This is a genomic window from Vibrio nigripulchritudo (genome assembly GCF_027924785.1).
Classification (GTDB): Bacteria; Pseudomonadota; Gammaproteobacteria; order Enterobacterales; family Vibrionaceae; genus Vibrio; species Vibrio nigripulchritudo.
Genome location: NZ_AP027049.1, coordinates 2,739,180 through 2,756,505, shown reverse-complemented (window position 1 = coordinate 2,756,505; position 17,326 = coordinate 2,739,180). Strand labels below are relative to the sequence as shown.

At 45.9% G+C, this 17,326-nt stretch carries 16 protein-coding genes; 1 reads left to right on the top strand and 15 read right to left on the bottom strand.

The window, feature by feature from the left end:
• Positions 1–10 precede the first annotated feature (10 nt).
• From QMG91_RS12620 to gap, 15 genes are all read right to left on the bottom strand, one after another.
• Entirely contained in the window at positions 11–367 is a 357-nt protein-coding gene (locus tag QMG91_RS12620; protein WP_004405999.1) for a hypothetical protein, read from the bottom strand.
• 141 nt (positions 368–508) lie between these two features.
• On the bottom strand, positions 509–1,447 hold the full coding sequence (locus QMG91_RS12615) for a ChaN family lipoprotein (RefSeq protein ID WP_281826849.1): 939 nt from the start codon (positions 1,445–1,447) through the stop codon (positions 509–511).
• An 87-nt stretch (positions 1,448–1,534) separates the two neighbouring features.
• Positions 1,535–3,514, bottom strand: coding sequence for a Fe(3+)-hydroxamate ABC transporter permease FhuB (gene fhuB / locus QMG91_RS12610; RefSeq protein ID WP_281826848.1), 1,980 nt, complete (start codon positions 3,512–3,514; stop codon positions 1,535–1,537).
• Complete coding sequence (locus QMG91_RS12605; RefSeq protein ID WP_281826846.1) at positions 3,515–4,426, bottom strand: iron-siderophore ABC transporter substrate-binding protein; 912 nt, start codon at positions 4,424–4,426, stop codon at positions 3,515–3,517.
• Complete coding sequence (locus QMG91_RS12600; protein ID WP_022591564.1) at positions 4,420–5,187, bottom strand: ABC transporter ATP-binding protein; 768 nt, start codon at positions 5,185–5,187, stop codon at positions 4,420–4,422. The genes QMG91_RS12605 and QMG91_RS12600 overlap by 7 nt, the downstream gene beginning before the upstream one ends.
• 11 nt (positions 5,188–5,198) lie before the next feature.
• The gene (locus QMG91_RS12595) at positions 5,199–5,912 is read right to left on the bottom strand and encodes a siderophore ferric iron reductase (protein WP_281826843.1); all 714 of its coding nucleotides are present in this window, start codon (positions 5,910–5,912) and stop codon (positions 5,199–5,201) included.
• A gap of 78 nt (positions 5,913–5,990) precedes the next feature.
• Positions 5,991–8,132 carry a TonB-dependent siderophore receptor gene (locus tag QMG91_RS12590; protein WP_281826842.1) on the bottom strand — a complete coding sequence of 714 codons (2,142 nt, stop codon included), beginning with the start codon at positions 8,130–8,132 and terminating at the stop codon, positions 5,991–5,993.
• Between the two features lie 228 nt (positions 8,133–8,360).
• Complete coding sequence (locus QMG91_RS12585) at positions 8,361–9,257, bottom strand: AraC family transcriptional regulator (protein WP_004402201.1); 897 nt, start codon at positions 9,255–9,257, stop codon at positions 8,361–8,363.
• A 112-nt stretch (positions 9,258–9,369) separates the two neighbouring features.
• On the bottom strand, positions 9,370–10,188 hold the full coding sequence (gene rlmA, locus QMG91_RS12580) for a 23S rRNA (guanine(745)-N(1))-methyltransferase (protein WP_281826841.1): 819 nt from the start codon (positions 10,186–10,188) through the stop codon (positions 9,370–9,372).
• A 145-nt stretch (positions 10,189–10,333) separates the two neighbouring features.
• Positions 10,334–10,678: a hypothetical protein gene (locus QMG91_RS12575; RefSeq protein WP_004402199.1), complete on the bottom strand. Its 345-nt coding sequence runs from the start codon at positions 10,676–10,678 to the stop codon at positions 10,334–10,336.
• A 105-nt stretch (positions 10,679–10,783) separates the two neighbouring features.
• The gene (locus tag QMG91_RS12570; protein ID WP_281826839.1) at positions 10,784–11,785 is read right to left on the bottom strand and encodes a DUF2860 family protein; all 1,002 of its coding nucleotides are present in this window, start codon (positions 11,783–11,785) and stop codon (positions 10,784–10,786) included.
• 57 nt (positions 11,786–11,842) lie between these two features.
• Positions 11,843–13,495, bottom strand: coding sequence for an ATP-binding protein (locus QMG91_RS12565; RefSeq protein ID WP_281826838.1), 1,653 nt, complete (start codon positions 13,493–13,495; stop codon positions 11,843–11,845).
• A 12-nt stretch (positions 13,496–13,507) separates the two neighbouring features.
• Positions 13,508–14,218: a winged helix-turn-helix domain-containing protein gene (locus QMG91_RS12560; protein ID WP_038124064.1), complete on the bottom strand. Its 711-nt coding sequence runs from the start codon at positions 14,216–14,218 to the stop codon at positions 13,508–13,510.
• A 331-nt stretch (positions 14,219–14,549) separates the two neighbouring features.
• On the bottom strand, positions 14,550–15,437 hold the full coding sequence (locus tag QMG91_RS12555) for a D-hexose-6-phosphate mutarotase (protein WP_281826836.1): 888 nt from the start codon (positions 15,435–15,437) through the stop codon (positions 14,550–14,552).
• A 133-nt stretch (positions 15,438–15,570) separates the two neighbouring features.
• The gene (gene gap, locus QMG91_RS12550) at positions 15,571–16,566 is read right to left on the bottom strand and encodes a type I glyceraldehyde-3-phosphate dehydrogenase (RefSeq protein WP_004402194.1); all 996 of its coding nucleotides are present in this window, start codon (positions 16,564–16,566) and stop codon (positions 15,571–15,573) included.
• A 338-nt stretch (positions 16,567–16,904) separates the two neighbouring features.
• Here gap and msrB point away from each other — a divergent pair, with 338 nt between their 5' ends.
• Positions 16,905–17,324, top strand: a complete 420-nt coding sequence (gene msrB, locus QMG91_RS12545; protein ID WP_281826834.1) for a peptide-methionine (R)-S-oxide reductase MsrB — start codon at positions 16,905–16,907, stop codon at positions 17,322–17,324.
• The last annotated feature ends 2 nt before the right edge of the window (positions 17,325–17,326 follow it).

The following is a 17,326-nucleotide window of genomic DNA, read 5'->3' as shown; positions in this document are numbered from 1 at the left end:
AAGCGGCAAATTAAATCAGAAGCGCAATGATGCCGCCAAGTGTTGCCGCTGCGGACAAATATTGCCCCGCAGAATAGGAGGTATCGTCTTCTTCTTTAAATTTGTCTGGGTGATCCATCCCTAGTGCGCCATGGGCAAACGATTCGACTTTATCGCCGACGCTCTTATCGCCTACAGCTACGCCTTCTTTCTCGATTTGTTGTAATGCTGCCAGCAGAGCCTTGCCTTCAGCAGACAAGGTCACTTTGTTCTGTTCCACTTTAACGGCAGAATTCGCGACGGCTTCATCGGTCGCTTTAGCATTCGTGCTGCTGGTGGTTGCAGTGGCTGGCGTGACTCGCACTGGCTCTGATCCAATCGAAGTCATATTGTACTCCTCAATATGTCCTGAATACTCTATCGGCAAAGGTTAGAAAACCTTGACTGTTTTTTCTGCCGAATTTGATAGCTTCTTGTACACAATGGTCAAGAAGCTAGCAAAAATCAGTCCAGTTCTGAGGAGAGGGATTTACTTGATGTCGCAATTCAAGTCAGCATTTCGCTTACCTAACTGGTGGTAAGCTTTCATGCGGTTTTCTTGCTTGATGTAACGAGGCGGAAGCTCTGCGACCAGTACTTGGTATCCGATAGCACTTTCTGAAATTTCAGTCACAGGGTCGATGACAACAACATTTAAGTCTGGGTTTCGACGCTTAATTGAATGTGCTGTCCCTAAGCCTTCGGTTACGTGAAACTTACCCGCGGTGAGTAGTACTTTTTTACCCTGATTCTCACCAAGGTACTGAACAATACTCTCTGCCATGGTTTCATCCCAGGTAACTTGTGCCGCGTACTGATTTGCGGTTTGCTCGGGCTTTCCATGGTGCATGGATGCCATAAATTTCTGCTTGTATGGCGAATCGCTGGTATCGATGTTTTTGGCAATAAAACCGCGATCTTCTTCGCTTAAGTGTTCCGTCCAGGATAAGCCTTTTCGACCAATGCACTTTACTGTGTTTTTCGGTGCGTTGGCTGCAATCACATCCAAATTATTGGTGCGCGCAAATTCGACAAGAGGTCGGTAGTCGCTGGTGTAGTTTGGCCATGCGTTACCTTGTTTGATAAGGGTTTGCTCGCCAATTTCACCACTAAGGTAATCATCGACTACAGGTTGCGCATCTCGTGAAAACTGCTCCATCGCCAGAGCAGTGGGTAGACCCGATTGGTTGAGTGCAGCTAATAAGTCTGTCTGAAAACGGTGGGTTGCAGAATGACCATGCCACTCACCGACCAGAACCACATCCTCAGAAGATAATTCCTCGACAAGATCGTGAAGTGCTTTGGATTTTCCGGAGGCGTAAATTTGATAATCATAGAAGGTATTTATTGCAGACGATGAGTTCTCTGTAGAAGGCACAGCAGAACAGCCTGCAAGAAGAAGCATAGAGAGTGGAATTGTTTTTTTCATAGGGTCCTCCGAAAGAGCTCGCAGTGTATTCTAGCCCTGAATGAAATTCAATGAATGAGAATTGTTTTCACTAAGGGTTAGTTCGAGCTATCGGGACACTTTACTCCGCATGAGTAGAATTAAGAAATAAGAACCGCCGATGATAGAGACCACAATACCGGCTGATACTTGTCCGGGATAGACCACATTCTGACCCAGCCAGTCGGCAAACATCAGCAATGACGCGCCTGTAAAGCCTGCTACCAGCATTTGATCTTTGGCGCGCTTTGCTCCCAGCATTACCGCAACGTGTGGCGCAAGCAGCCCGATAAAGGACACAGGACCCATGGTGGCGGTTACCGCAGCACAAAGCATGGCAACGAGGATCAAAAGAATCTTAAACTTTGAAGGAACATTAAGCCCTCGCGCCTGTGCAAAACCTCTTCCTCCAGAAATCAGGGTTAACCATCGGTGCAACGACAAAGCCAACCCAGAGAGCACTAGAGTACAACCAAAGAGAGCAATGGCAGAGTTAGCTTCCACTCGGTAAGTAGAGCCAGATAGCCAGGTCAGAAGCAAGTAAGCGGTTTCGTTCCCTTGGGCAAGAATAAAGTGGATAAGTGACTCAATCAGTGCAGTTAAAGCGATACCTGTGAGTATCAGCATTCCCGGTGAATACTGGTGTCGTCGACCCAATAAAAGCAGCACCGCCAGCACAGCCAGACAGCCAGCTAAAGCCAGAGAAAACTGCAGTTCAAACAGTGACGTCCCAAGCAGCATCATGCCAACCACCAGAAACAGGCTGGCACCTGCCGAAATACCCAAAATGTCAGGGCTTGCCAGCGGGTTATAGATAATCCGCTGAAGTACGACACCAGCGATCGCCAAGCCAAATCCGGCGCTAAATGCTGTCAGCATTCTTGGATATTGTTGCTCCCAGACAAATTCGGTAGGCATTTGAATCGTCCAGCCCGAAACGTGCCCAGTGTTATAAACAAACGCGCTTAAAACGACCATGATAAGAGTCGTGATAGCCGCGATAACTAACGTATTTGAACGGAAGTTTAGGGACGTTTCTGGCAGCGACAGGCTCATTTGATCCTGAATTTTCAATTTGTTTCGAGCAAACCAAATTAAGACCGGAGCACCAATGAACGCTGTGATGGTACCCGATGGAATAACACTGATAGAGACCAAATTGATGGCAACAGTTAATGTATCAGTCGCCAGCAGCAGGCAGGCTCCCATCACCATACTGGACCAAAGTTCGGCTTTCGGTGTTCTTGCACCCGCATATCGGGCGATATTTGGGGCAATCAATCCAATAAAACTGATGATTCCTACCGTTGCGATGGCGGAAGAGACGAGCCAAAGACCAAGAATAAGCAAACATGCAAACGCAGGAATCAGGCTAAGCCCTCTGGCAGCGGCGTTAGTTTGCCCTAACCTCAACAATGCCAGAATCCTTGGAGAAACGACGATTAAAACCAGTGCCAACAAGAGTTGAGGGTAAAGCCACTCAACTTGCTGCCAACCATTTTGAGCCAGATCACCCGCACCCCATATAAACAGATCTTTAGCGTATTCGTTGTTGAACAGAGCAATACCTGTTGCGATAGCGCCAAACAGAATATTCACCGCCATACCAGCTAGCACGACCCTTAGCCCCGATAGCTCTTTTAAGCCGACAATGGCGATAACCACTCCCAGACTGATCATGGCTCCAATAAATGGAATAAGGATAGAGGCAAAGGCAGTGGCAGGCGGAAGCCAGACACCAGCGATGATCAAAGCCAGCCAGGCACCGGAAGAAGTACCCAATGTGAGAGGAGACACCAATGGGTTTTGAGTGAGCTGTTGCAACAGGCTTCCCACCAGCCCCAGAACACCGCCTACCATCAAGGCAATCAGGATTCTGGGAAGGTGCGCCTCGGCAAACAGAATTTCCTCAAACTCAGCAGGTTCAAATCCCGATGTCATCAGCTGGAATACAATCCCCCATTGATGGCCGAGAGTCAGCTCACTGCCAACGTAGCCTGAAACTGCGATCAGTGGGATGAATAAAAAACTTAAGCGTATTGCAGCCATTTATTCACCTGAATCTGGTGCAAGCTCAAGCAGGCTGTTGGTCAAGGCGTCGGCTACGTGAAGCAGAGACATCGCCCCACCATAGTTCCAAACAGGTTCCACCGAGTGTACTTTGTTATTTTTTACAAATGGCATCGCGTTCCACATTACTGACTTTTCCAGCTCCGCTTCTTGATTAAAGGGTTTGAAATACAGCGCCAGACCATCCCCGATACCATACAGTTCTTTCACTCGTTTCTGTGTTACGCCCCATTGTGTGCTTGGCTGAGGGAGTGCCATTTCAAAACCAAGCAGGCTGAGTGCTTCTTGTGTACTGGAATTGTCTCCGTAAAGGTAAATGGTTGTTGTACTGGCAAACCTAAATGCAGCGACTTTGGGTTTTGTCTCTGGGTAGTGCTTGTCGAGTTTGGCTTTCATTGCCTCTATTTTGGTGTACATTGCCTCGACTTTTTGTTTGGCAACATCAGCCTTACCGAGCGCGTGACCCATTTGGTGGAAATGCTTGATAGAGCGTTCAACATTACCCGGCTCTTGCTTGTAGGTATGGTAATAAAGTACGGGAGCAATTTTCTCGAGCCGCTCAGTCAGATCGACCTGCGGTGAACCAATAATGATGACGTCAGGTTTAAGCTGTTCAAGCCGCGCCATGTTCGGCTCCATACGCGTGCCAATATCTTCGACAGATTCAGGCACAGCAGGCTTTACTACCCAATTGTTGTACTCAGAGATATCTGGCATTGCGACGGGGGTGACACCCAATTCTAAGACTTGCTCTGCAATATCCCAGTTGAGAGCCGCGACTCTCGCAGGCACTTCCGGCAGAGTTCGTTCACCACGGCTGTCCTGAACTTTGATTTCAGCGCATACCTGAACAGTAAAAAAGAGTAGGGAAATCAGTGCATTCCTTAACATACGATGGCTACCTTGTGGTTGTGTTTTGGGTGATCGATAAGTGATACGGGGGTGTTATAAAGTGCGGACAAACGTTGTTCATCCAAAAGAAGTGAATGTTCCCCCTGAAACAACACTTTCCCCTGTTTGAGGGCGATAACATGGCTGGCAAATCGCAACGCCAAATTGAGATCATGGAGGATGACCAGTACTCCTTTGCCAGACTCCTGATTTAGTTTCTTGAGCAGGCTCATCACTTGATATTGATGCTGAACATCTAGCGCTGAAGTGGGCTCATCCAGAATCAGAAAGTTGGATTGTTGGGCAAGTAACATGGCGATCCAGGCGCGTTGCTTTTCACCTCCAGACAGCTGGTCGGCGAGCTCAAAACTCATATCATCCACCTGTGTTTGCATCATGGCAGTTTCAATGATTTGGTTGTCTTCACTGTTCCATTGACCAAAGACGCCTCGCCACGGGTAGCGCCCCAAGCGAACCAGCTCTTTGACGTTTAAACCAGCCACTTCAGGCAGCTTCTGAGGCAGGTAGGCCACTTCCTTTGCCAGTGCTTTGGCTGAAAATGTACTGATTGGCTGACCATTGAGCTCAATTTCACCATGCTCCGGTGCAAACTGTTTTGCCAGCAAGTTAACCAAGGTCGATTTACCTGAACCATTGTGACCCAAAATTACGGTGAAACCTTTGGGGTCAATAGTCAGGCTATCAATGTCCAGTATGGTTTTGTCATCTCTGATGACTTTGATTTCGTTAAGTTTATACATAGAGTTAGCGGTTAATTTTTGAGTCTAGGGCAGTCTTCACACAAGGTGCCTTGCGTTGTTTTGTACACCAGACAGCAGCTTTTTCTGACATAAGAAATCATGCTGTTGTCTTCTTGATTGTTTCTTTCTCGAATATTGGCGATTTGGTCTAAGGGCAACTGAAATGCGCTGAGCCACATAGCAGCATTGTTTCGAACGTCATCCAGAGAAAGTGAAGGATCAAAGGCTTTGAGTTTCAGACAGCAATTGATGATGGCATCAGCCAATAAGTGTTTCACAAACCCTGGTCTGCAACGGTACTGTTCGTCCAGTTGAACTCGATAGGATTCAAAAATCTGGCTCAATTGTTCAGCAGCGTGTGGCACGAGTTCGGTGATTTCACCATGCCTGTGAGAAGAGGAAGCGAAGCAAAAACCAGCAACGAAAGTGCCCATTTGCGACTGACCAAATTCATGAAAATCCGGCAGTGTTCTGAACCCGTATACACTGATGAAGGCAATGTACAAAGGTTGCCAGGTTGCCAGATCCCAACAGCGAGTCAGCCAGTAGCCATTCCCGGCTTCGGGATGCGCGGTTTTCAGACTCGAATAGAGCTGTGCGAAAAACGCCTCATTACAGTGGTTGTAACGCAGCATCCTTTCATCTGGTTGGTTTATGTGCCCTGCAAGGTAGGGTGAAATCTGCTCGCAGGCACTAAACAGTTGTTGGTGAAATGTATCTTGCACGCCGGTTATCAGTCCTTTTCAAAAACACCAAAAGCAGGAGGTACCTAAGCACCTCCTGCTTTTATTCAGTGGGTCTGGTTAAAGTTCGAATTTAACATTCAGCTCCATGGTTCTTTCTTGTCCATACCAGCAGTTGCTTTCATTCCAACAGGTGTAGTATTCCGTGTTAAACAGATTGTTGGCGACAAAGTTTGCTGACGCACCTTGCAATGAATCGCTGAACTGGCTTAAGTCGTAACCCAGTGACATATCAACTAGGGTGTAACCCGCTACCTTGCCAATGTTACGCTCGTCGGTGTCATTCAGAACAGCTTCACCTACGTAACGGACACCACCGCCAACGCGCAGACCTTGCAAAGCACCGTCGTGAACGTAGTAGTTAGACCATAGGTTTGCTGCTTCTTTCGGTACGAATACAGGCACCTGACCTACGTTAGCTGGGTTGTTGTCTTTGGTCGTCTCAATGTCTGTGTAGGTGTAGTTAGCAATGACATCCAGATTGTCAGACAGCATGGTACGGGCTTCTAGCTCAAGACCACGGGAACGAACTTCACCGATAGCCGTGTAAGGTGATTTACCATCTTTGCGTACACCAACGTTTTTCTTCTTAATGTCGAATAGTGCGGCTGATGCGGTAGCTAAACCATCTGCTGATGCGTACTTAAGCCCGGCTTCCACTTGTTCGCCAGTTTCCGGATCCAGGTAATTTCCGTCTTTATCTTGTTTTGCGTTTGGCTCAAAGCTTGTTGCAAAGTTTAGGAATGGCGAAATGCCATTATCAAACTGATACATCGCCCCTACACGATAAGAAAACTTAGAAGCTTTGTTTTCCGTAGCAACTGGCTTTGGCTCAATAATCGTCGTCAGGCTGGTATCTGATCTCACATCATCAAAGCGTCCGCCTGCGATAAATACCCAGTTGTTCCAGAGAACTTGATCCTGGAAGTAACCGCCCAACTGCTTCATGGTGATATCCTGAGTTTGTGACCATGTTTTTGCAAACGAACTTGGGTTAGCCAGGTTGTTGTTTGGCGAATAAAGGTTAATGCCAGGTACGCCACCAAATGCTTCGTAGATAGCCGTTCCTGTAACTTCGCGATAATCGACACCAAACAACAGGTAATGCTGGGATTCACCAACATCGACAAAACCAGCAAGCTGGTTATCAACGCTTAGCCCTTTAGACTTTTCATCCGTGCTGTAGGCGGTACGAGCTAGGTTTCCTGTAGCAGAATCAAATGCGCCACTTGCGGTTCCTTCCTGGTAAAGCTTGGCATCCATGTAGCGGAAGTTCTGTAAGAAGGTCCAGTTATTATTGAATTCGTGATTGAATTTGTAACCTGCCAACCAGAAATCACGTTTTAAGGTGTTGTAATTTACATCGCCAGCGTAGGTAGAACGATCGATTTTCTTTTTTGGATCCGTAGCGGTAATCCCTTCCAAAGGAATCGTAACGTTATGACCCAATGCCGGATCGTTCTGGTAATAGAGGTTGAAATTAATGAAAGTCTTGTCCGAAACATACCAGTCAATGGAAGGAGCAAACACGTATCGCTCTTCTTTCACATGATCAATTTGTGTATCGGATTTTCTGCCCAGAGCCACAAGACGGTATGCAACGTTGTCTGCCAGCGCACCTGTTGTATCGATAGACGCTTCCATCAGGTTATTGGAACCCGTTGCCAGATTTACTTTAGTGCTTTTATCCAGTTGTGGTGCTTTGGCGATCACATTCACCATACCGCCAGGAGGCATCGTTCCGTAAAGTACGGATGTAGGCCCTTTGAAAATTTCTAAGCGCTCTATGGCAACAGGGTCGATTTGTGGCTGGACGTTCCAGCCCGGTAGCATCGGCATCATCAAGCCATCGTAGTAGTTGTCAGAAGAACTGAAACCACGGATGTTGACCCAGTTAGAAAGCACAACAGCGCCACCTTTGTTTTCAGTCGAGACACCCGGTGCGTAGCGCAAAGCCTGCATCACAGACTTGTTGCCACGTTGCTCAAGTTGTTCGCTTTCAATCACATTCAGTGTTTGTGGCGTTTCTTCTGGCTCTAGTACAGTTTTAGTAGCCGTGTTTCGGTACGTTTTACCAAACACTTCAATGGTTTCAGTTTCCTCGGTGTCCGCCATTGCAAATGGGGTATAGGAAAAAGTCGCAGCAACAGCAAGCGCAATAATAGAGCGGCGCAACGTCGGATTGTGGGATGTACGGTTCATTGATACCTCAGCTATGTCCTTAAATCAGCCAAGTGTCCACGTTGTTTTATCAAGGAGGAGCGAGAGATGCCCTGCACGAAGGGTGTCTCGGGTTAGCGCGTTAGTCGCTAAACGTATGCCTTATTATTGTGAACACAAATGATAATGATTATCAGGTGGAAATCATATAGATTTCGCTGAAGTGAAAATTAACAATTTGGTGCAACTCTCACTTTATTGAGCTCATGCTCAATAATTTTTAAGAATAGGGAACCAATATTCCATGTAAGATGCGTCACTGGTTGCATTGAAGCGGTGATCGTAAAGTTCGATCTCATACCCATCGACACCCTGATACCCTGAATCGGGTAACCAGAAAAGAATAAACCACTCGACCAAATCACTCAGTCTATCGATCGGTCCATGTACAGGCAGCACGGCGTAATCGTGCTCTGGAATAAGAAGTGGAGTGAGTTTGTCTTTCGAGCGCTGACTTAGAGTTTCGGAATCTAGCCCTGCCCAGTATTCAAGCCCTTCCTCTCCCATAACGCTATGAGTGACATCAATGACACCGAGCTGTGGGGATAAACCACGAACTTCTTTGTTATTCGTGTGCAGGTTTTCCCATATCTCAGGAACCTTTTGTTTGAAATCTGGTGTTTCAGCAAACAGACCTTTTATGGGTTGTTTAATACCATATAGGGTTGAGGCTTCACGGTGCTCAATTCGAATCTGGAAATAGTCGCTATCAGGTTGAAACTTCGGGGCAGAGGCGCTGGGTCGAACCAAGGGGATCTTGATGCCATTGCGGTTCCCCTGTTGACGGTATGCTCTTGGGCTGAGACCAAAATGCTGTTTAAAGGCGCGAGAGAAACTGATTTCTGAATTGAAGCCAAAGGCTAACGCAATATCAACCACTCGATCCTGAGAGCTCAACACTTGTTCCGCTGCCAGGCTGAGCTTAATCTCTCGCACATATTGCGCTACGTTGAGCCCGGTTTTTGAATGGAAAACCCTTTGCAGTTGCCAGCGAGACCAGCAGCTTTGTTTGGATAGATCTTCCAAGGTCAAAGGCAGGTCAACATTGCTATGAATATAGCTAAGCAGTTTCTCAATCCGATTGAGTGAAGGGTCCGTTACGCTCAAAATAATGTTCAGTGACGATATACAGTATGTTCAGACTTTATCATAAATTGCTGACTTTCTAACCCTTCAAAATTCGGGGAATTAGGGGTAATAAATAAAAGGTCAGCGGCCCTTAACCTTTTTGATAAACACGAATCATAAAGTCGGCTTCACAGTCAAAACACTCTGAGGCAGACAGTGTTTGTCGGAATTCGTCTGTTGCTTTCCACGCGAATGGTGTCATCTGCAGCAAGTCCAGAGCATCACTGCCCTTTAAAGGCATGGTGTAATGGATTTTTTTCTCATCGACAAGGGTAAAGCCTTCCAGTATTTCGGGTGATTCGTCATGCAGCCTGACTTCATCGTAAATCCCCTGTCTCAACTGAAAGAGATGCCGCGCTGCTGGAGTAACCGTAATCAATACGCCTTTGTCGCTGATAACTCGGCTTAGCTCTTCTGCTTTACATGGGGCATAGATTCTTAGCACCGCATCTAAAGACTCGTCGCTAAACGGAAGGCGGTGGCTGGAAGCGACACTGAACTGACAATTTGTATAACGTTTAGCAGCGTAACGAATGGCGACTTTGGAAATGTCTAAACCGAAAACACGAGGTTCAGAAAGCTTATCCGCCAGATGTTTTTCCACTAAATCGGTGTAGTAACCCTCTCCGCAGCCTATATCCAATAGTTGCCCTTGTGAGCTGCTTACCCAGTGGCTGCACGTTTGGGCGACAGACTCTCGTAAAACCTGATAGTGCCCGCTATCAAGAAAGCGCCTGCGTGCCCGCGTCATTTCTTTGTTATCACCAGGATCTTTGGAGCGTTTATGATGCGCTGGCATCAGGTTAACGTAGCCTTCTTTTGCGACATCAAACTGGTGGTTGTTCTCGCAGCGATAGGTTCGTTGATTCAACTCCAAATCGTTTTGGCAAAGGGGGCACTGATATGTCATGTCAAACTCAAAGACGCAAATTGGGGGCAAAGTTTAGCGGCAATAGCGATAAATAAAAAGTGTCTGGCAGGGAAGAATCTAAATAAAAAATACCCAAGCCTCTATGAAGACTTGGGTATCGAATTTTTCCATAGTAAGACCCGAGTTATTCGCGCAATTCGTGAATAAGTTTTTGTATTCGTTCCTGCTGCTTCTGTGGTGCAGGTAATCGCGCTGTAACCATAAATACGCTTACTTTGGTCACCACGTTTTTGGTGACTTCTTTTGCTAGACTGCCCGATGAAATGTGATAAGTGACATGTTCGTCTTCACCCGCTTCGCCTTTCATCATGTTTCCAAACCACTCCCCCTGAAACGCAGGAATAACTTTTTCCAGAGAAGGTGCGGATACGGGCAGAAAATCTAAGATGTTGTCCTGAGGAAATCGGCTGCAACCTGTCAGTGCCAGTGTCAGAGACACAAAGATGGTCAAAATGGTTATTTTACGCATAGATTTCCTCCTTAAAAATAGGGTTTGTAAGCTCTGCTTGAGAGGAACAAACCTTAGACCAACGACAGAATGTCGTCACCATTGTGGTTTCTACAGGTTTACTTATTAGAAGTAATAAATGACACCTGTAGCAATGTACTGACTCTTTGTATCATGGAAGTTGATGTCGGAGTCTTCGTTACTCACACCACCAATAACGCTCAGGCTAAAGTTCTCATAGCCAAAAGGTTCATTGTAGGTGTAGACACCAAACAGATTAGTAACCGTTGTATCTTGTTTTTTGTCGAACACAGGGTTCAGTGTATCGAAGTTTCGCTTGGCTAAACCTGTTTGCAACACAAAGCTATGTTGTTCGTAGCCGTACTGAAATGCCAACTCTCCCGACAGCTCTTTGAAACTGTGAGCGTCCCCTTTGGCGTCCCTGAGCGTATATCTAACAGCAGGCATTATTGCGAAAGAATCACCTAGTGGTACAAGGGATTCAACGCCAAATCGCTGAAAATCACTGTTTCTGTCTAGCTTCTTCTGCTCGGCAGAGGTCAGCCCCTGACTTTGCCCAGATTTTTCGTCGTCGACATCATAGGTTACGAATGCATAACGCAGTGTTAGCGGCAATGTAGTATCTGGTGAATAAGCGATTCGACCGCCGTGAGCGTTAGAATGTGTGGTCTTTCTTTCGCTACCAATCAGATAAGGGTCTTCCCATACTTCACTCACACCCGGAACTTTCGGGAAGTACGCGGCAGTCAGTAAGCCAATGCCTTCCTGATAGTGGTTCACACCCAGCTCGGCTTGAAACTGTTCGCTGGTTACCTGATCTTCACTCTGACCAAGGTAAAATTGTGTGTACCCACTATCGAGCGTGTATTCCACCCGAATAAAAGGGAAGGGGAGAAACGCGGAAACCGACTTACCGTTGCTATCCAAAGAGTCGGCAGTTTTGTTGTCATCATGGGTGTTAGATTGCGACGTTTCGGAACCGTAACCAAGGTTTGCAGAAAGGATAAACTGCCATCCAGGTTCAAAAGGTGTTTCCTCATACGACGCGAGAGTGGGTGCACTCAGTGTTAAGCAGAACAACCCGATGGACTTATGTAAATTCTTCATCCTTGTACCTATTACTTTCTGTGATTAGAGATTCTAGTTTGATTAATTCCTGTTCACTCATCCATGCTCACTTGTAGACGAAATGTGACGGTTTGTGACCGCTTGTGCTTGGTTTGGTGAATCGTTTGTTAAGGGCTTATTCCAGGTGATGATGAATTTCGCACCACCTAATTCAGATTGTGATACGTTAGCTTCGCCTTCGTGCCAATGCGCAATCTGTTTGACTATTGCCAGACCTAATCCATGCCCTGTGCTTGTATCTCGCTGTTCATTATTGACTTGGGTAAAGGGATCGAAGATGGACTGCCACATATCTTGAGGTATACCAATCCCGTCATCTTCAACAATGAGTACCCAGTTGTTTGGGTGACGCTCAAGTGTTACCTGAATGGTTTCTTCTGCAAACCGAGCCGCATTGGCGAGCAAGTTGTTCAGAGCTCGTATCATGGCTCGTTGATCCACCATGACTTCGCTTTCCTTCAGTAATGAAGAGCATTGAAAACTAACGGAGAGCTCAGGGTGCTCCAACTGAAAGTGATTGATTTCAGAGCGTAAAACCGGCTCAAGTATGCAAGGGGCGATTTGTTCAGCGCTCGGCACTCGAGAGTAGCGAGACAAAATTAAGGTTTGGTTAATCAGGTGGTCCAGATCATCGATACTTTTCTCGACTACCCCGTTATATTTTGCTCTTTGCTCGTCACTGAGTTTGTTATCGTTCAGCATTTCAAAAGCAAAACGCAGACGGTAAAGAGGTGTTCTTAAATCGTGTGCAATGGCGTTGGTCAGTTCTCTGTGACCCAGTATCAGCTTCTCAATATTGTCTGCCATTTTGTTGAAAGAACCACTTAACTGCGCGACTACAGACATACGGGAAATTTTGGCCCGGGACTGAAGTTCACCTCTTCCATATGCATTGGTGGTTGCCGCTAACCTTTTCAGATCTCGCCACAGAGGTATGGCCCAAAGAAACATACCAGCGGCTATGCAAGCCATGATGCCCATGATGATGTAACTTGAGAACTGTAACTGCAGCTTAGTCGAGTTATGCTCGAAAATTTTGAGCACAACTCCCTCTTCGATTAGCGCATAAAAAACAATCTCGTCATTTTCGCTGAGTTCTGCGGCTATTTCCCCCGACAGAAGCTTTCTCTGTTCTTCTTCGGATAGTTTAACGCTATCGATTTTTTCAAAAGTGGCGATAACAGGCAAAGTCTCGGTGAGTTTACGAAGCCCTTCTTCACGCTGCTCTTTTGGCAACTCCAGTATCTGTCTTCTCAGCAAATGAAGTGGACCTTTTGCGGCCATTTTTCCAGCTTCATGGACGGCTAACTCTACTGCAAAATAAACCGCCTGATCGCTTTCTCCAACCCGTTTCATTAACGCGGGTGGGTCACCAATGTGATAAATCATTTCACCGTCACTGATGAGTGCTTTATTCGAATCTGTGAAGGGAAAATCAACAATCGAGACCACATCCAGTTTGTGACCGAATTCAGGTTGAAGTTCGTCAGAATAACTTTTCCATTCTTCTTTGGGCAGTTTGAGAAGATCATCTTCGAGAGTGTATAGCGTGGGACCGTAGACTTCGGTATAAAATTTGTGCGCCATGCTGTTGCCAATCTCATTGAGAGGCACAGAACCAAATGGACTGAATACCAGCGCGATAGGAATCAGAATGACCAGCCAAAGTATTGAAAATGCTTTTATCATGATGGTCTCCGATCAATGATTGCTGGCGCAAAGCTGATAACCTTTACCACGAATGGTCTTGATTATCTGAGGGTTATGGGGATCGTCTAGCAATGTTCGCCTTAGTCTGGAGATTCTTCGGTCGATTGAACGATCTAAACCGTCGTATTCGTATCCACGAATTTGCTGCACTATGTCATCACGAGATACTACCTGACCAGAGTTTTGAGCCAGCAAATGCAGCAACTCAAATTCGGCGGTAGTGAGTTGAATCTCCTGACCATTCAGCATCACCTGACGTTTTTGTAAATCAATTTTCAACGCACCAAAGTTCATGATCTGTGAGGATTCAGCAGTTAGACTAGAACGCTGGCTGCGTCTTAGCAGGGCCCGTACTCGGGAAAGAAGCAATCTGGGCTGAACCTGCTTCACAATGTAGTCGTCTGCCCCCAGCTCCAGCCCCATCATCTGATCGATATCGTCATCCAATGCTGTTTGCATCAGTATCATCCCACTGTAACCAGAGCGCACTTGTCTGCACACATCCATACCTGACTGACCCGGTAACATCACGTCCAGAATCACAATGTCAGGTTGATCGGACAAGATTCTGTCGGCAGCGTCTTTTCCATTCGCGACGTGGGTGACATTGAATTCGTGGTTTTCGAGGTAGTCCTGGATCAATCCAGCCAGTTCCATATCGTCTTCAACAAGCATCAAATTATATTGATTAGCTGAATCCATTAGATGCATTTCCTCTCCTTGACTTATTACAACCGAGTGTATTGCAATCTGATTAAACTGGTTGTGACGTTTTGTGACTGGAAGTGGTACAAAGCTATATCTGTTGGGGATATAGAATGTGTAAAGGACACTGAAAGTCTAGAACATCAGGCGAGTGAACGATTATCTGATCTTACAAACGCTTTAATGTATTTTTGAAAATACAGTCTTAACAATGAAACTGGCAAATGGCAAGGCTTAATTTATAAAACAGATCAATGGATTAGGAATTGGAAAAAGAAAAGCGACCCTATGGTCGCTTCAGTCATTCATCTTTAAAGGCCAACAGACCCTAATTTGCGAGTGAAATCGTGGTCGCTAACTGATGGCTGTCACCAGGCTGCAGAGTTTTACCTTCTTCAATGCTTGGTGCGTGTAGTGTGGACTCCACACACAGCATGGTTTGGTAACCGTCGTTCTGCATGTCTCCCATGCCTTCAGCGCCTTCTTTCCAAGGGTTCCAAAGCACTGCGGAGTTATGACCCTGATTCTCGATAACAATTGTGCGATCAAATGAAGAGTCAGACACGCGGATTTGCGCTTCTGGCTGAGTGTATACGCGATCAATGGTGTCAGTCAGTATGAGGACTTCACCGCCCTGGCAGACTTTGTCGTCCTGAAGGCTGTCGATGTACTCAGCGCCCATGCCGGTAGTTTCGGTATTCAGAATATCACCCACATTGAGATAAGTATGAAGCGCTCCAGAGAAAGTCCACGCTTTGTTATCCGTATTCTTTACATCCAACGTAATGGTGAGAGTGTCTGATATCTCTACGTTCAGAATCGCTTCGAAGTCGAAATCCCAAATTGCTTTGGTTTCGGCATTAGGCTTTAGACCGAGGCTAACGATGACACCGTTTTCGTTTTCACGATGCTCAACCAGATCCCACTGGCTGGAACGAGCGAAGCCGTGTGCAGGTGCAGCAATGCGACCAAACCATGGCCAGCAAACAGGCACGCCGCCTCGAAGTGCAGCTTTTCCATCAAACTTAGCTTCTTTACTCATCCAGATCAGGTCCTGCTGACCGCTGGGTTTGAAAGAAACAACGTGACCGCCATGCAATGCGATTCCCGCTTCTGCTTTTTCGTGAATAACACGAACAATTTTTACATTGTCTTTTTCTACAATCGAAACATTATCTGAGAGTACAGTCAGAGCGGGCAGAGTACGTAGTTCCATCTTCTTTCCTGTTTTCTTTATTGCAAATAGAGGGGTTGAACCTAGGGCTATGAACCCTAAGTACATAATAAAAAAGGCGACACAATGGTCGCCTTTTTTCAATCTTTCATCAAAGAAAGTCTTTAACTAATGCTTACTTAGAGATGTGAGCGATTAGGTCAAGAACTTTGTTTGAGTAACCGATTTCGTTGTCGTACCAAGATACAACTTTAACGAAGTTGTCAGTTAGAGCGATACCAGCTTTAGCATCGAATACTGAAGTTTGAACTTCGCCGATGAAGTCTTGAGAAACAACTTGGTCTTCAGTGTAACCTAGAACGCCTTTTAGGTCGCCTTCAGAAGCTTCTTTCATTGCTGCACAGATAGCTTCGTAAGATGCGCCTTCTTTCAGGTTAACTGTTAGGTCAACTACAGAAACGTTAGCAGTTGGTACGCGGAAAGCCATACCAGTTAGTTTGCCGTTTAGTTCTGGAAGAACAACGCCTACAGCTTTAGCAGCACCAGTTGAAGATGGGATGATGTTCTGAGAAGCACCACGACCACCACGCCAGTCTTTAGCAGAAGGACCGTCTACAGTCTTCTGAGTAGCAGTAGTTGCGTGAACTGTAGTCATAAGACCAGATTCGATACCGAACTTGTCGTTAAGAACTTTAGCGATAGGCGCTAGACAGTTAGTAGTACAAGAAGCGTTAGAAACGATGTCTTGACCAGCGTAAGTGCTGTCGTTTACACCCATAACGAACATTGGAGTTGCGTCTTTAGATGGGCCAGTAAGAACAACTTTCTTAGCACCTGCAGTGATGTGCTGGCGAGCAGTTTCGTCAGTTAGGAAGATACCAGTTGCTTCTGCAACAACGTCAACACCGATTTGGTCCCACTGAAGTTCAGTTGGGTTGCGCTCTGCTGTTACACGTACAGTTTTGCCGTTAACGATTAGGTTTCCGCCTTCAACTTCAACAGTGCCGTTGAAACGACCGTGAGTTGAGTCGTACTTAAGCATGTATGCCATGTATTCTACGTCGATTAGGTCATTAATACCTACAACTTCGATGTCAGCACGCTCTTGAGCAGCGCGGAATACGAAACGACCGATACGGCCAAAACCGTTAATACCTACTTTGATAGTCATTATAGTTGCTCCACAACTTAATTTCTGATTAAAGATAACTGGTAGTAAAATTACAGAATCCAGTCAAAATCTGCAACAGATAATCAAGGTTAACTTGTCTAAAGTCAAAAAAAAGCGATGCTTTTTTTAACATATCTTTGCAAACGTATATTTTTTACACATGACTGCGTGGATCTAGCGCCAGCAATCATGCGCAGAAGTGTTCAGTCAACATCAGTGTGTCAAAAATGACGCACGGGTCATATTTCGGTTACGAAGTATGTGCTACAACCCCAGTCTTAGGCAAGACTTTGTTTAATGAAATGAATAAAAAATAAGAAAAATGGAGAAATATAAACGTGAACCAAAAGGTGCAACCAGTTGAAAAAACGGAGAAAGAATGGAGAGAACAACTGAGCGATGAGGAATTTCGTGTTTGTCGCCAGCAGGGGACTGAAGCCCCTTTTTCTGGAAAATTACTTCATAATAAACAGAGCGGTGAATACCTGTGTACCTGCTGTGAAATTCCACTTTTCCACTCAGATAACAAGTATGACTCGGGGTGTGGCTGGCCCAGCTTTGATTCCCCTATCAATGATACAGCAATACGATATCTGGAAGATCTGAGTCACGGAATGAAGAGGGTAGAAATTCGTTGTGCTGCCTGTGATAGCCATTTAGGTCACGTTTTTCCTGACGGACCTAAAACCACAGGTGAACGCTTTTGCGTTAACTCTGTGTCGTTAATTTTCAACAATAATAAAAAAGGTGATGCGTAACA

Bases quoted from the DNA above. Each gene is read 5' to 3' on its own strand.
- QMG91_RS12620 (WP_004405999.1), bottom strand. From the start codon at position 367: ATGACTTCGATTGGATCAGAGCCAGTGCGAGTCACGCCAGCCACTGCA.
- QMG91_RS12615 (WP_281826849.1), bottom strand. From the start codon at position 1,447: ATGAAAAAAACAATTCCACTCTCTATGCTTCTTCTTGCAGGCTGTTCT.
- fhuB (WP_281826848.1), bottom strand. From the start codon at position 3,514: ATGGCTGCAATACGCTTAAGTTTTTTATTCATCCCACTGATCGCAGTT.
- QMG91_RS12605 (WP_281826846.1), bottom strand. From the start codon at position 4,426: ATGTTAAGGAATGCACTGATTTCCCTACTCTTTTTTACTGTTCAGGTA.
- QMG91_RS12600 (WP_022591564.1), bottom strand. From the start codon at position 5,187: ATGTATAAACTTAACGAAATCAAAGTCATCAGAGATGACAAAACCATA.
- QMG91_RS12590 (WP_281826842.1), bottom strand. From the start codon at position 8,132: ATGAACCGTACATCCCACAATCCGACGTTGCGCCGCTCTATTATTGCG.
- rlmA (WP_281826841.1), bottom strand. From the start codon at position 10,188: ATGACATATCAGTGCCCCCTTTGCCAAAACGATTTGGAGTTGAATCAA.
- QMG91_RS12575 (WP_004402199.1), bottom strand. From the start codon at position 10,678: ATGCGTAAAATAACCATTTTGACCATCTTTGTGTCTCTGACACTGGCA.
- QMG91_RS12570 (WP_281826839.1), bottom strand. From the start codon at position 11,785: ATGAAGAATTTACATAAGTCCATCGGGTTGTTCTGCTTAACACTGAGT.
- QMG91_RS12565 (WP_281826838.1), bottom strand. From the start codon at position 13,495: ATGATAAAAGCATTTTCAATACTTTGGCTGGTCATTCTGATTCCTATC.
- QMG91_RS12560 (WP_038124064.1), bottom strand. From the start codon at position 14,218: ATGGATTCAGCTAATCAATATAATTTGATGCTTGTTGAAGACGATATG.
- QMG91_RS12555 (WP_281826836.1), bottom strand. From the start codon at position 15,437: ATGGAACTACGTACTCTGCCCGCTCTGACTGTACTCTCAGATAATGTT.
- gap (WP_004402194.1), bottom strand. From the start codon at position 16,566: ATGACTATCAAAGTAGGTATTAACGGTTTTGGCCGTATCGGTCGTTTC.